Origin of the sequence: Mycolicibacterium peregrinum (assembly GCF_001665625.1) — a bacterium.
Classification (GTDB): Bacteria; Actinomycetota; Actinomycetes; order Mycobacteriales; family Mycobacteriaceae; genus Mycobacterium; species Mycobacterium peregrinum_B.
The window spans coordinates 10,134-23,499 of record NZ_LZSY01000020.1; the positions used below are offsets into that span (position 1 = coordinate 10,134).

General features: G+C 65.4%; 7 protein-coding genes and 2 pseudogenes. 8 read left to right on the forward strand and 1 reads right to left on the reverse strand.

Features of this window, described 5'->3' with window-relative positions; translation table 11 throughout:
- Positions 1–83: 83 nt before the first annotated feature.
- The 3 genes from eccCa to mycP are packed head-to-tail and all read left to right on the forward strand — an operon-like array spanning position 84 to position 7,008.
- Positions 84–4,115: a type VII secretion protein EccCa gene (gene eccCa / locus A5779_RS02690; RefSeq protein ID WP_064878801.1), complete on the forward strand. Its 4,032-nt coding sequence runs from the start codon at positions 84–86 to the stop codon at positions 4,113–4,115.
- The gene (eccD, locus tag A5779_RS02695) at positions 4,112–5,605 is read left to right on the forward strand and encodes a type VII secretion integral membrane protein EccD (protein WP_082941495.1); all 1,494 of its coding nucleotides are present in this window, start codon (positions 4,112–4,114) and stop codon (positions 5,603–5,605) included. Before eccCa ends, eccD begins: the two co-directional genes overlap by 4 nt.
- Positions 5,605–7,008, forward strand: coding sequence for a type VII secretion-associated serine protease mycosin (gene mycP / locus A5779_RS02700; RefSeq protein ID WP_064878688.1), 1,404 nt, complete (start codon positions 5,605–5,607; stop codon positions 7,006–7,008). The genes eccD and mycP overlap by 1 nt, the downstream gene beginning before the upstream one ends.
- On the opposite strand, the gene A5779_RS02705 is transcribed toward mycP, so the two are convergent.
- Positions 6,975–7,652: a hypothetical protein gene (locus A5779_RS02705; RefSeq protein WP_064878690.1), complete on the reverse strand. Its 678-nt coding sequence runs from the start codon at positions 7,650–7,652 to the stop codon at positions 6,975–6,977. The two genes, mycP and A5779_RS02705, sit on opposite strands and share 34 nt — an antisense overlap.
- A gap of 352 nt (positions 7,653–8,004) precedes the next feature.
- On the opposite strand from A5779_RS02705, the gene A5779_RS33385 reads away from it, so the two are divergent.
- The 5 genes and pseudogenes from A5779_RS33385 to A5779_RS33390 form a co-directional block, all read left to right on the forward strand.
- A complete protein-coding gene (locus A5779_RS33385) occupies positions 8,005–10,851 on the forward strand; it encodes a nucleotide-binding protein (protein WP_110776824.1) in 2,847 nt (948 codons plus the stop codon).
- Between the two features lie 10 nt (positions 10,852–10,861).
- Positions 10,862–11,095: a DUF7161 family protein gene (locus A5779_RS35030; RefSeq protein WP_461786797.1), complete on the forward strand. Its 234-nt coding sequence runs from the start codon at positions 10,862–10,864 to the stop codon at positions 11,093–11,095.
- A 5-nt stretch (positions 11,096–11,100) separates the two neighbouring features.
- The gene (locus A5779_RS02720; RefSeq protein WP_131811554.1) at positions 11,101–11,481 is read left to right on the forward strand and encodes a hypothetical protein; all 381 of its coding nucleotides are present in this window, start codon (positions 11,101–11,103) and stop codon (positions 11,479–11,481) included.
- Positions 11,482–11,780: 299 nt separating this feature from the next.
- A pseudogene (istA, locus tag A5779_RS32745) lies at positions 11,781–12,844 on the forward strand (IS21 family transposase); the annotation flags it as partial.
- Positions 12,845–12,898: 54 nt separating this feature from the next.
- A pseudogene (locus A5779_RS33390) lies at positions 12,899–13,099 on the forward strand (ATP-binding protein); the annotation flags it as partial.
- Positions 13,100–13,366: the final 267 nt, after the last annotated feature.

Here is a 13,366-nt window from a genome sequence, read left to right on the forward strand (position 1 = left end):
CTCCCAGCTCGCGAACCTGATGGTGTGACAATACCCAGGTTCGCTCGTACCCTGAGCGGGCGAGTATCGGGGTGGGAGGTAGCTTGGCCACGCAGGGGTTCGTTCGTCGTCTGCGCGTATCACCGCCACGGATGCCAGGTGGGGAGGTCAACCTCCAAGCGCCGCCCGAGGTGCCACGGGTCGTTCCGGGCAATCTGCTGACGAAGCTGATGCCGTTCGTGATGATCGTTGCCGTCGTCGGAATGATCGCGCTGATGGTCACCGTCGGCGGACGTGATCTCACCCGCAACCCGATGTTCCTCATCTTCCCGATGATGATGATCATGTCGATGGCCGGCATGTTCATGGGCGGCGGCGGCAAATCGGGCAAAGCCGCCGCGGAACTCAACGAGGAACGCAAGGACTACTTCAGCTACCTCGCCAACCTGCGTGATGATTCCGACGACACCGGCGAGTCCCAGCGCAAAGCGCTCGAGTGGAGTCACCCGGACCCACGCACCCTCAGCGAGGTCGCCGGAACCCGCAGAATGTGGGAGCGCAGGCCCAACGACCAGGATTTCTGCCATGTGCGGGTGGGCGTCGGTACCCACCGGCTGGCCACTCGGCTGCTGGCCCCCGAGACCGGTCCTCCCGAGGATCTCGAGCCGGTATCGACTGTTGCATTGCGCCGCTTCGTCAAGACCCATTCGGTGGTGCACGCGCTGCCGACGGCAGTCTCGCTGCGAGCCTTCCCCACGATCACCTTCGACGGCGACCGCAAGCTCGCCCAACAGTTGGTCCGGTCGATGATCCTGGAGTTGTGCGCGTTCCACGGGCCCGACCATCTTCAGCTGGCCATCGTGACTGCCAACCCGGACAACGAGAATTGGAACTGGGTCAAGTGGCTGCCGCAGGCGCAGCATCCGACCGCACGCGATGGCTGCGGAACCATGCGCATGCTGTATCCGTCGCTGGAGCTCTTGGAGAGTTCTCTGGCCAACGATCTCGCCGAGCGCGGCCGGTTCAACCGCAATTCCCAGTTGCCACAGGGCCTCAAGCAGTTGGTGATCGTGATCGACGACGGGTACGTCACCGGCGATGAGCGGCTGATCACCGACGCAGGTCTGGACAGCGTCACGGTTCTCGATCTGAACGGCCCGGCCGACGGCATGGCCGCCCGGCGCGGCCTGCACCTGGTCATCGAGCACGACGACATCGGCGCGAAGACCGCGGCGGGTACCGAGCGATTCGCCACCCCGGACCGTCTCACTCTGGCCGAAGCCCAGGTCACCGCCCGCCGGTTCGGCCGCTTCCGTCCCGGCAACGCAGCCCACATCGTGAGCCTGGAGTCTGAGACGAGAGCCACCGATCCGGGCCTGATGTCGCTGCTGAAGATCCCCGATGCCGCCGATATCGTCCCCGAGGTGGTGTGGCGGCAACGCTCTCCACGGGAACGCCTGCGGGTGCCCATCGGTTTCACCCCGTCTGGCCAGCCGCTCGAAATCGACATCAAGGAAGCCGCCGAGAACGGCATGGGCCCGCACGGTCTGTGCATCGGTGCCACCGGTTCGGGTAAGTCCGAGTTTCTGCGCACCCTGGTGCTGGCCATGATCACCTCGCACTCCCCCGAGGCGCTCAACCTGGTGCTGGTCGACTTCAAGGGTGGTGCGACATTCCTCGGCCTTGACGGTGCGCCCCACATCGCGGCGATCATCACCAACCTCGAAGACGAGCTGACGATGGTCGACCGTATGCGCGACGCACTGGCCGGCGAGATGAACCGCCGCCAGGAACTACTGCGCGCATCGGGCAATTTCCCCAACGTCACCGAGTACGAACGGGCCCGCGCCAACGGCGCCGACCTGGACCCGCTGCCCGCTCTGTTCATCGTGGTCGACGAGTTCTCCGAATTGCTGTCGCAGAAGCCCGATTTCGCGGAACTGTTCGTGATGATCGGCCGCCTGGGCCGCTCGCTGCACATCCACCTCCTGCTGGCCAGCCAGCGGTTGGAGGAAGGCAAGCTGCGCGGGCTCGACTCGCACCTGTCCTACCGGATCGGTCTGAAGACCTTCTCCGCCGGTGAGTCCCGCAGCGTGCTGGGTGTTCCCGACGCGTACCACCTGCCCAGCGTGCCCGGTTCGGCATTCTTGAAATGCGACGCCGACGAACCCATCCGGTTCAACACCTGTTACGTGTCCGGCGAGTACGTCAAGCCCCGGGTTTTGGCGCGCACCGGCCGGACTTCCCAGCTGGGAGTGCTGGCACCCAAACTGTTCACCGCAACCCCGGTGAAGAAGGATCCGGTGCCGGTGGCGCCGGTCGCCCCGCTCGAATCCGACAGCGTGCAAGAACCCGTATCCACCTCGCCCACCAAGATCACCCTGCTGGACATGGTGGTCAGCCGGTTGCGCGGCCACGGTCGTCCCGCCCATGAAGTCTGGCTGCCGCCGCTGGAGGAAAGCCCCGCGGTCAACGATCTGCTACCGGACTCCACCTGGAACGACCCGCAGAACGTCAACGGCCGGCTGTGGTTGCCGATCGGAGTGGTCGACCGGCCCTACGATCAGCGCCGCGACGTGCTGACCATCGACCTATCCGGCGCGCGGGGCAACGTGGCCGTCGTCGGCGGTCCCCAGTCGGGTAAATCGACCGCCCTGCGCACGATCATGATGGCGGCCGCGGCCACCCACACTCCCGAACAGCTGCAGTTCTTCTGCCTGGATTTCGGCGGCGGCACGCTGGGCAGCCTGTCGAATCTGCCGCACGTCAGCAGTGTGGCCGGCCGAATGGATTCTGATCGGATCCGCCGCACGGTCGCCGAGGTGACCGGGTTGCTGCGCGAGCGCGAGCTGAGATTCCGCGATCTGGGCATCGAGTCGATGCGCGATTTCCGGCAGCGCAAGGCGGCATTGGCAGCGTTACCTCCCGAGGCCAGGGCACGCGATCCGTTGAGCCAGGACCGGTTCGGTGACGTCGTGCTGGTGGTCGACGGTTGGGCGACCATCAAGGCCGATTTCGACATCCTCGAGGGAGCGTTGCAGGCCATCGCGATCCAGGGTCTGTCCTACGGCATCCACCTGGCAGTCAGCGCGACCCGCTGGATGGAGATCCGACCGGCGGTCAAGGACATGCTGGGCACGCGCATCGAGCTGCGGATGGGTGACCCGATCGACAGTGACGTGGGGCGTAAGTTCGCCGAGCTGGTTCCGATGGGCCGGCCGGGCCGCGGCATGAGCCCGGACCGGCTGCACATCCTGATCGGGCTGCCACGGCTGGACTCGAGCTCCGACGTCGAAGACCTGCCGACCGGAGTCGCGAATTCGTGTGAGGCGGTCCGCCAGTTCTACGGTGACCGGCATGCAGCCCGACTGCGGATGCTGCCCCACGAGCTCGACCGCACCAAGGTGGTCGAAGCCGCGCGTCGGGCCGGGAAGCTGGGCAAGTCCAAGGTGGCGATCGGCATCAGTGAGTCCGAATTGGCTCCGGTGGTGCTCGATTTCGACACTCAGCCGCACATGGTCACGTTCGGAGACACCGAATGCGGCAAGACCGGGCTGTTGCGCAACATCGCGACCAGTTTGATGGAGCAAGCCACACCCGACGAAGCCAAGATCATCCTGGTCGACTTCCGTCGTACCATGCTCGGTGTCGTCGACAATGAGTATCTGGGCGGCTACGCGACCGCCGCCCAATCCTGCGCAGATCTGATGAAGGCGCTCGCAGAATCCCTCAAGGACCGCCTTCCACCCAGTGACGTCACTCAGCAGCAGCTCAAAGACCGCTCGTGGTGGAGCGGCCCGGATCTTTACGTACTGATCGACGATTACGACCTCATCCCGGGTGGTTCGCTGAACCACCCGTTGGGGCCGCTGGTCGAATACCTGCCTCAGGCCCGCGACATCGGCTTGCGGGTGATCATCGCCCGTCGCATCGGCGGCGCCGGACGCGCGATCATGGACCCGATCATCGGCAGGCTCAGAGACCTCTCCTGCAACGGGCTGGTGATGAACGGAACCAAAGACGAGGGCGCGCTGTTCGGATATAAGCCGCAGCCGATGCCGCCGGGCCGCGGCATGCTGATCTCCCGGACCATCAAGTCCGACGTCATCCAGCTCTGCAGAATGCCTGACCTGTGACCGGCGTACGCGAACTCGTCCAGGTCCGGATCGTGCCGGCCGCGCCTGAACAGGTACGGCTCTCGGTCCTCGGTGGGCGTACGCAGCTCGACGTATCCCTGCCCCTCGATGCGCCGATCGCCAGTCTGATGCCCGAACTGGTCAAGCTCGTGCAATCGCGCGACGTCGAGGATCAGTCGGAGGACAGCTCGACCAAGGAAGCCAAGCGCAATTTCTGGGTACTGAGCCGCAACGAATCCGGCGAGCCGCTGACGCCCGACACGACACTGCGCGAGGCCGGCGTGAGCAACGGCGCATTGCTGCAGCTCGCCTCTGAGCGTGCCCTGTCCACGCCGACGCTGTACGACGATGTTGTCGACGCGGCTGCGCGTCTCAACCGGGCCGCCTACGCAGGTTGGGATGCGGCCGCCGCCAAATGGATGGCGTTCGTCGGGGTGCAACTGGTCGGGCTGGCCCTGCTGTATTTCCTGGTCAGCCCCTCCTTCAGAGAACATCGGTTCGCGCTGGCGGGCGTGTCGATCGTCGCCGCGCTGGCGCTCGTGGGCGTGGCTGCCATGGCGCACCGTTCGTACCAGGAGCCGACCGCCGGGGCGGCCCTCGGTTGGGCGGCCATCCCGATCACCTCAGGCGTCGCCTATGCCGTGTCGTCTGGGTGGGGTGGCTACGGGCTGGCCGCGGGGTGCGCCGCCGTCATCGCCCTCCTGTTCGGGTTTTACCGGACCGTCGGAACGGGGCACTGGGGCTACCTGGCCGCCGGGGTGTTCTTCTTGCTCGCCGGCCTGGCACTGGTGATTCGTCAACTGGACGTACGCACGGATTTCGTCGGCAGCGGGCTGGCCGTGGTCGCCATCCTGGCGTGTCTGACCGTCCCGCGTCTCACGGCGCCGCTGGATCGTTTCAAACCACCGCAGGCGCCGGACGAACCTGACCGCCAAGAAACGATGTTCGAGAATCCGTTCGAGCCGCTGCCGCGCGCGGCAGCCGACGCCGACACCGAGCAGCCCAGCGATTCGACCCCGACCGCAGAGGGCGTATGGGACCGCGTGCGGTCCGCGATGTTGACCCGATCCGCGTTGTACACAGGCTTTGCCGCCGCGGCGGCCGTCGGCGCCGCAGTAGTGGTGCGCGACCAGAACCCCGTGCACTGGTCTGGACTGACGTTCGACGTGACGTGCGTCGTGACCATCGCCTTGTACACCCGGCGCCCCGCCACACCGGCCGAGCGCGCCCCGTTGGCCCTGGCCGCTCTGGCACTCGCCACGTTCACGGGTTTCGTAGCGCAGAAGGGCACCCAGCCCATTCCGCTGGTGGCATTCGGCCTGCTGCTACTGGGCAGCCTGGTATTCGCGGTCGTTGCCATCCGGAGAACCCCCGGCCGGCGATCGCCTCGACGCACTACTTCGCTGGCATATCTCGAGTATCTGGCGACGGCAGCGCTGATCCCGCTCGTGCTCTGGGTCACCGGGATCTACAGCAGGCTGGGCTTTTGATGAGACGCTGGGCGGCGGCTGTGACCACGGCCCTGCTCGTCACGGCGTTGGGGGCGGCGCCGAGCGCCTACGCCATCGACCCTCCCGTGGTGCCCCCGGGCCCGCCACCCGGCGGCGGCGGAGGCGCACCGGATACCACCGAACAGAAGGCGCTGTGCGGTGTCGGCGCAGTGTTTCCCGACTCCGACTTCAGCCTGCAACCGAGTCCCGACGCAATGCTGAACTTCTCTGCCGCCTGGAAATTCTCCCGCGGCGCCGGGCAGAAGGTCGCCGTGATCGACACCGGGGTGTCACCTCATCCGCGTCTGCCGCAGTTGGAAGGTGGCGGCGACTTGGTGTCCTCCTCGGACGGTTTGGTGGACTGCGATGCGCACGGCACGTTGGTTGCCGGGCTGATCGCCGCGGCGCCCAGTCCCGACGATTCCTTCGCCGGCGTCGCGCCCGAAGCGGCCATTCTCTCGATCCGGCAGAACAGCACCGTCTACGAAGTGAAGGGCTCGAATTCACAGAACGATCCGAACGCCGTTTCTGCCGGCTACGGCACCACCCAAACACTCGCCCGTGCGATCGTGCGGGCTGTGGACATGGGGGCGACGGTGATCAATCTGTCGGAGGTGGCCTGTGCGCCCGTCGGAGCGGGTATGGACGACGCGGAGTTGGGACGGGCGGTGCGCTACGCATTCGAACGCAACGTCGTGGTGGTGGCGGCTGCGGGCAACTTCGACAAACAGGGTTTGTGCAGCACCCAGAACGAGATCCGGGATCCAAACCTGCCGCTGGCAGACGCGTGGAAGACCGTGAAGACGATCGCCAGCCCGGCCTGGTTTCAGGATTACGTGCTGACGGTCGGGGCGGTCACCCCAGAAGCCGAGCCGGCCGACTTCAGCCTTCGCGGTCCCTGGGTCGACGTGGCAGCGCCGGGCGAGAAGATCACGTCGCTCAGCCCGAACGGACCTGGACTGATCAACGCCTTCCAAGGCGACAAGGGCCTGGCCCCGATCAACGGGACCAGCTTCGCCACGCCGTTCGTCTCTGGTGTCGTCGCACTGGTTCGCTCCCGGTTTCCGTGGATGTCGGCCGGCGAGGTGATGGACCGCATCAAGCGCACTGCCCGCACACCGGAGGCCGGGCCCAACCTGGCCACCGGATACGGCGTCATCGATCCCGTCGCGGCCCTCAGCTATCAACTCCCGGCAGCCGATACGCTGCCGAATCCGGAAACCGGACATCCGATCGAGGGTCCGACGCATCCAGACCCAGCCAGTGTCTTCGCGCGCAATATCGTGCTGGGCGTGGTGGGTTTATGCATCGCAGCGGCGGCGATTGCCCTGGCCGTCATCAAACGGCCCGCACAGCGCCGCACCGCCCGTCAGAGTGCCGGTAGCTCCAGGTCGGGACGGTAGTGCCGAAGCCAGGCACCGACGACACCTGACGTCCAGCTCGGCTCGAACTCGGCGGGGAAGATGAGGCAGTTCGGCGATTGGTGCGGTTCGCCATTGCGGAGATTCGACTGGCCGAGTTGATCGAGCAGGTCGAGCCTCTGGGCCGATGCGCCCGGTAGGGGTGTGAGGGTGCCGAACCCGACGATTCCCCAACCCATCACGGTGTGTGAGTGTTGCAACGCTGCCGATGCCGCAGGTCTCAGCGGATTTCCGACCAGGCTGGGGCGTCGCGCCGGCGGCAGCGACGAGTTGCGGTACTCGAATCGGCTGATCTGCGCCCAGGGCATGTCGATGACCACCGCTTCGTCAAACTTTTGCAACCCGTTCGGATGCAGGATCAGCCGCTGTTGCTCGCCATAGGTCCTTCGCAGCTCGACACGCTTGCGGAAGTAGCGGGGAATGCAGTAGCCCGCCGCCACAACAATGCCACCGACCAGCGATATCGCTGCGACATGCGGGAACATCACACCCAGCACCAACGCCACCAGCAACCAGATCGCGAAGGCCTGCACGATCAGTACCGGGATGAGCCTCGTGACGGTCTTGCCCGCGTCAAGCGCGCAGCGTAGTTCGACCGGTCGACTGAAATCGTAAGGTTGTGTCATCTCTCCCCCATCACACGATTGTCCTAGGCACAATCCGGTGCCACCCAGTTCACCGAACACCCGTAGAATTTACGAGTCCAATGTTTCAGGGGAGCGAGGGGTCTTGGCCGATCACGAACCGCCACCGGCGGAACGGAGCGGACCCGCGCTACCGCCATGGCTTGCCGGGACCTCCGCTCAGCAGGAACCTCGCGAAGGACGGCGCCGTTCCCGGCGCAGCAAACAGTCCAAAGTCGACGATTCCCCAGCGCCCGCAGAACCTCCACCGCCTCAGCGGCCGCTGGAGCAACCAGCCGAGGCGCTCCCCGATGGCGTCATCTCGAGGGTCCGCGTATCCAGCCCTCCGCCGAGTATGGAGTTGCGGAATTCCCGGCTGAGGGCCGAACAGGCTCCCGCGCCTTCCGATGATGTCGACGATTCCGGCACCCCAGCACCGTCGCGGGCTCGTCACACCCGTATCGACGACGAACCTCACCACATCGACCAGAAGCCCTCGAACGCGGACAGCGGATCCGATATCGGGTCACCCTGGTTCGACGAGATCGCCCGCAAGTACCGCGACGCCCCTTATCCCGACGAAATTGTCAGGGTAGGAGACACCAGCACTGGACGGGCCGCTCACGGCTCCGACGCTGAGGTGGAAAGCAGCGGCCCTCCGATCGACGCCGTTGGCTTCGAGTTCGAGCGCACGGAAGAACCCCCCGCCGAGGAGATCGAAGATCTGCCGGTCCACGACGAACCACTGCCCGATGCAATGCCCGAACCCGTCGCCTTCGAAGTAACCGACGAACCGGCCACACCCGAAACCTTTGACGACGCACCCCTCACCGAGGACACCAACGCCAGCGTCGGCGACACCACCTTCGCCGCACCCGAGCCCGAACCAACGTTCGAAACACCCTCAACACCACCAGAACTCGACGACATCGAAGTCCGCGCCGACCGGCTGCTGGCGCGCCGACAGCCACCAGCCGAGCCCACCGAAGATCCGATCGCCGAAGAAACTGCCGACGAGCTCCAAGCACCACCGGCACGCGACGAACCACTTCCCGACACCACCCCCGAACCCGTCGACTTCGAAATAACCGAAGAACCGGACAGCCCCGAAACCTTCGACGACGCACCCCTCACCGAAGACATCGCACCCAGCACCACCCCGGAACCAGAACCAACACCGGAACCCGCCTCCAAAACACCCGAAACGGCACGAGAACTCGACACCATCGAAGCCCGCGCGGCGCGACTGCTGGCGCAGATGGAAGCGCGTCGCAGCCAATCCGCACCCGCGGAGCCTGAGCCGACGGCTGAGCCCGAAGAGATCGAACCAGTCCGCGAACCAGTAGGGGACACGGCTCCGGAGGTTGCCCCGGTCGGTCCATTCGATGCTGCGGATCAGCGCGATGGCACCGATGCCGATGTCGATGTCGATGTCGATGTCGAGACCTCCGACAGGAGCATTGTCGAGGACGATTCGGACATCGAGCAGGCCGCGGCCATTGATGCCCCGCAACCCACAGATCTCCCCGATGAAGAGCTAGCGCCAGTTGAGGTTTCCGACAGTGAGACCTCGCCCGCAACCCCCGAGGACGTGGCACCACCAGCACCGTCGGAGCCGGAGCTGGAGCCCGGCGATTACGACGGACCCGTAGAGCCCGATCAGTACCGCCCTGCCGGCCCAGCTGAGCTACCTGCACGGCAGCGGTCTGACAAGCGGATGGCACTGCCCCCGTGGCAGGTTCCTAGCCCGGCGATGAGCCGGGAGTTCGATCCCACCCTCGACGCCACTGGGCGCCAGGTGGTCCGACCGGTCGACCCGAAGGCCACCGAACCGGCTGGCCCACCGCCATCGCCACCGGCACCGCCGAACGAGGTCGAACCCCCCGCCGCCCAGAGCCAACCGCCGCAACCACCTCCTGGCTTTCAGGGCCCTCCACCCGGATGGGGCCCACTGCCACCTCCGCCGCCACCACCTGGCTGGGGAAATCCGCCGCCATGGGCAAACATGCCGCCACTGCCGCCGCCAGGTTGGTTGCCACCACCGCCATTGCCGCGCCCGCAGGGTCAGCCGGGGCAGGAGGTGCCCTCGGCGCCACCACCGCCACCACCACCGCCACCTCCGCGTCATGCGGAGCAGGCTCGCCACGCCGCGCCGCCACCACCGCAGGCCGAACAGCCGCGCCATGCGCAGCCGGAGGGCTGGGTTCCGCCGCCGTCGGCGTCTCCTCCGCCGCCGAATTACCAACAGCCGCAAGCCTTCCGGGTGCCACCCTCACTCGACGAAGCCGAGGTGTTCAACCGGGGTCGGCACGCTCCGCAGTCGGGTTGGCGACGCACGGTGCACAAAGCCACCGGTGGCCGGGTCAATCCTGGCGACTCCCGGAAGAACCGCGAGATGGAGGAACTTCTCGCGCAGATCCGCCAACCCATCGTCGGCGACTTCCGCATTGCGGTGCTTTCGATCAAAGGTGGAGTCGGTAAGACCACAACCACTTTGGGGCTCGGGTCGGCGCTGGCGATGGTGCGGACCGACCGGGTTATCGCACTCGATGCCAACCCCGACCGCGGCACCCTCGCTGAGCGCGTCCGGGACTTCTCCACGAGATCCACGGTGCGCGACCTGCTACGCGATCCGAACATCCGTCGCTATGCGGATGTTCGGGCTCATACACGGATGGCCTCGAGTCGCCTCGAAGTCCTGGCGAGCGAACAGGATCCGGCGGTGGCCGAGGTGTTCGGTGAGACCGACTATCGCCACACCATGGATATCCTGCGCCACTACTACAACATCATCTTGACCGATTGCGGCACTGGCATCATGCACTCCGCGATGGCGGGCGTGCTCGATCTCGCGCACGCCATCGTGCTGGTGAGCTCGCCGGCCATCGACGCTGCCCGCAGCGCGTCGGCCACCCTCGACTGGCTGATGCAGCACGGCCACGCCGGACTGGTACGGGAAGCTCACGTCGTACTGAGTGCCTCACGGCCGGGCTCGGCAGCGCTGAAACTGGACAAAGTGTACGAGCACTTCGAAGCACGTTGCCGGTCAATACATTTGATCCCCTTCGACGAGCATCTCGCCGAAGGTGCCGACATCGACTTCGGCTTGCTCAAACCTGCCACCATGCAGGCCTACATCGAATTGGCCGGCGCGGTGTCGGAGAAGTTCGCCAGGCTACGGGCGTCGTACGACGGACGGTGATGTGGTCAGCGTGCCGGTACGCGATGTTTTCCGCGGTCTGTACAGACGAGTCCACACTTCACCGAACGTCGGTGACGATGCCGGCTGGCCGGCCGATCTCCCGCAGGGAGCCGCCGAACTCGTCTTCGTCGACGACACACCAAGCCCGAACGCAGCCGTGAGGGTCTGCACGCGGGACGAATCGAGGGCAGCAGTGGCCGCGTTCGACCAACTGGCTATCGGCGACCACCCCACACCGCGGTGACCGCCATGTCGATGGGTTACATCCAGATTGGCGTCGTCGTCCTCGCGCTGCTCTTGCGGTTGACAGCGTTCGGCTGGTTGGCAATGATCACCCTATTGGCCAGCGTTCTCTCTGTCGGCCTGCTCCCAGCGATCACGCTCGGACCGTTGATCTTCGCCGGATTCGCTGCGCCACCGACCGTGTGGCCGCTGCTCATCGCCGCCGACACTCTTTTATTGGTGTGCGCGTTGACCTTAGAAGACGGCGGCGACAACGATTCCACCAGTCCACTGGAAGTACTCACCGGTCGCGGCGGCGGCGTCATATCCCACAAGGTATTTCAATCCTGCGCAATCGCCTACCTGATCACGCTGCCTGTGCTGGTGCTCTGGACGCTCGCAGCGTGACGGTACACCGCCCTGGACGAGGCTCGGATCCCGAGTTCAGTGGCCGGGCGGATTTGCACGCGGCCATTGCTGCGGTGGATGCGACGCCTGAGCACCTGTGGGCGATGAAGATTCCTGTCGGGAAGCATTGACCACACACATGCACCCGTGATCAACATGCCGAAACCGAGCTGGAATAGCCCGGTTCGCTGATCTTTTGACGCCTGTGTCGACGGCAATTGAATACTGACCAGTGCGCGGCAACTGAAAATTGACCAGCTTCCTGGAGACCCTTGGCTATCGGCCAAGGGAGGAAGCGAGTGTTGAGCGTGGAGGACTGGGCAGAGATCCGGCGGTTGCGCCGGTCGGAGCGGTTGCCGATCTCGGAGGTCGCACGAGTGTTGGGGATTTCTCGGAACACGGTGAAGGCGGCACTGGCCTCGCAGGGGCCGCCGAAGTACGAGCGTGCGCCGGCGGGGTCGGTGGTTGACGAGGTCGAACCGAGGATTCGTGAACTGCTGGCGGCCTATCCGCGAATGCCGGCGACGGTGATCGCTGAGCGGATCGGATGGTCATACTCGATCCGAACGCTTAGTGAGCGGGTGCGGGAGTTGCGTCCGGTGTATCTGCCGCCGGATCCAGCCTCACGCACGATCTACGTTGCCGGCGAGATCGCCCAATGCGACTTCTGATTTCCCGATATCGAGGTGCCGGTCGGATACGGTCAGGTCCGCACCGCTACTGCACTGCCGGTGTTGACGATGGTGTGTGGGTATTCGCGGTGGGCATCAGCGCTGCTCATCCCTACCCGCAGCGCAGAAGATCTGTATGCCGGTTGGTGGCAGCATCTTTCGATTTTGGGTGCGGTGCCGCGGTTGTTGGTGTGGGACGGTGAAGGCGCGGTCGGGCGCTGGCGGGCACGACAACCTGAACTGACCACGGCATGCCAGGGATTTCGTGGCACGCTGGCGGCCAAGGTGCTGATCTGCAAACCGGCCGGGCCTTGTCGAGCGTTTCCACGACTACCTCGAACGCGCGTTCCTGCCGGGTCGGGTATTCAGCTCACCGGCGGACTTTCAACACCCAGTTGGCCCAGTGGTTGGTGCGGGCCAATCACCGCCAACACCGAGTGTTGCAGTGCCGCCCGGCCGACCGGATCGAGGCTGACAAGGCGGTGATGCTGGCGTTGCCGCCGGTCGGGCCGAGTGTGGGTTGGCGCAATTCGACCCGGCTGCCGCGCGATCACTACATCCGACTCGATGGCAACGACTACTCGGTGCATCCCGGCGCGGTCGGGCGGCGCATCGAAGTCACCGCAGATCTGGGGCGGGTCCGAGTCTGGTGCGCCGGCGTCTTGGTCGCCGATCATGAACGGATCTGGGCCAAACCGTTCGAGCCCGAAGCCGCCAACCTGTTCTTCCAATTGGTGTCCTCCCGCTACGAACGCGCCAGCCTCATCGTCACCTCCAACAAGCCTTTCGGCCGCTGGGGAGAGGTCTTCGGAGACGACGTCGTCGCCGCAGCCATGATCGACCGCCTCGTGCACCACGCCGAAGTCATCGCACTCAAAGGAGACAGCTACCGCATCAAAGACCGAGACCTCGGCCGCGTCCCCACCGTCACGACCGACGACCAATGAACCCCAAGCTGGTCAATTTTGGATTGCCGACAGCTGGTCAGTTTTCAGTTGCCGTTGACAGCCTGCTCGCCTTGGCTACGAGTTGAGCTGCTGTGATTGCCGGTGATGGTGGTGCATCGGTCGCCGCCGCTCATCTTGTGCGATCCACACGATTCACCCGCCGTCGACAACGTCATGATGCCCCAGCCGATCAAGCAAAGCCCGATCAGCGCGCCGACCAGCTCGACCCATTTTTCTTCACCTGGCTTACCCCCGGATGTTTCAATG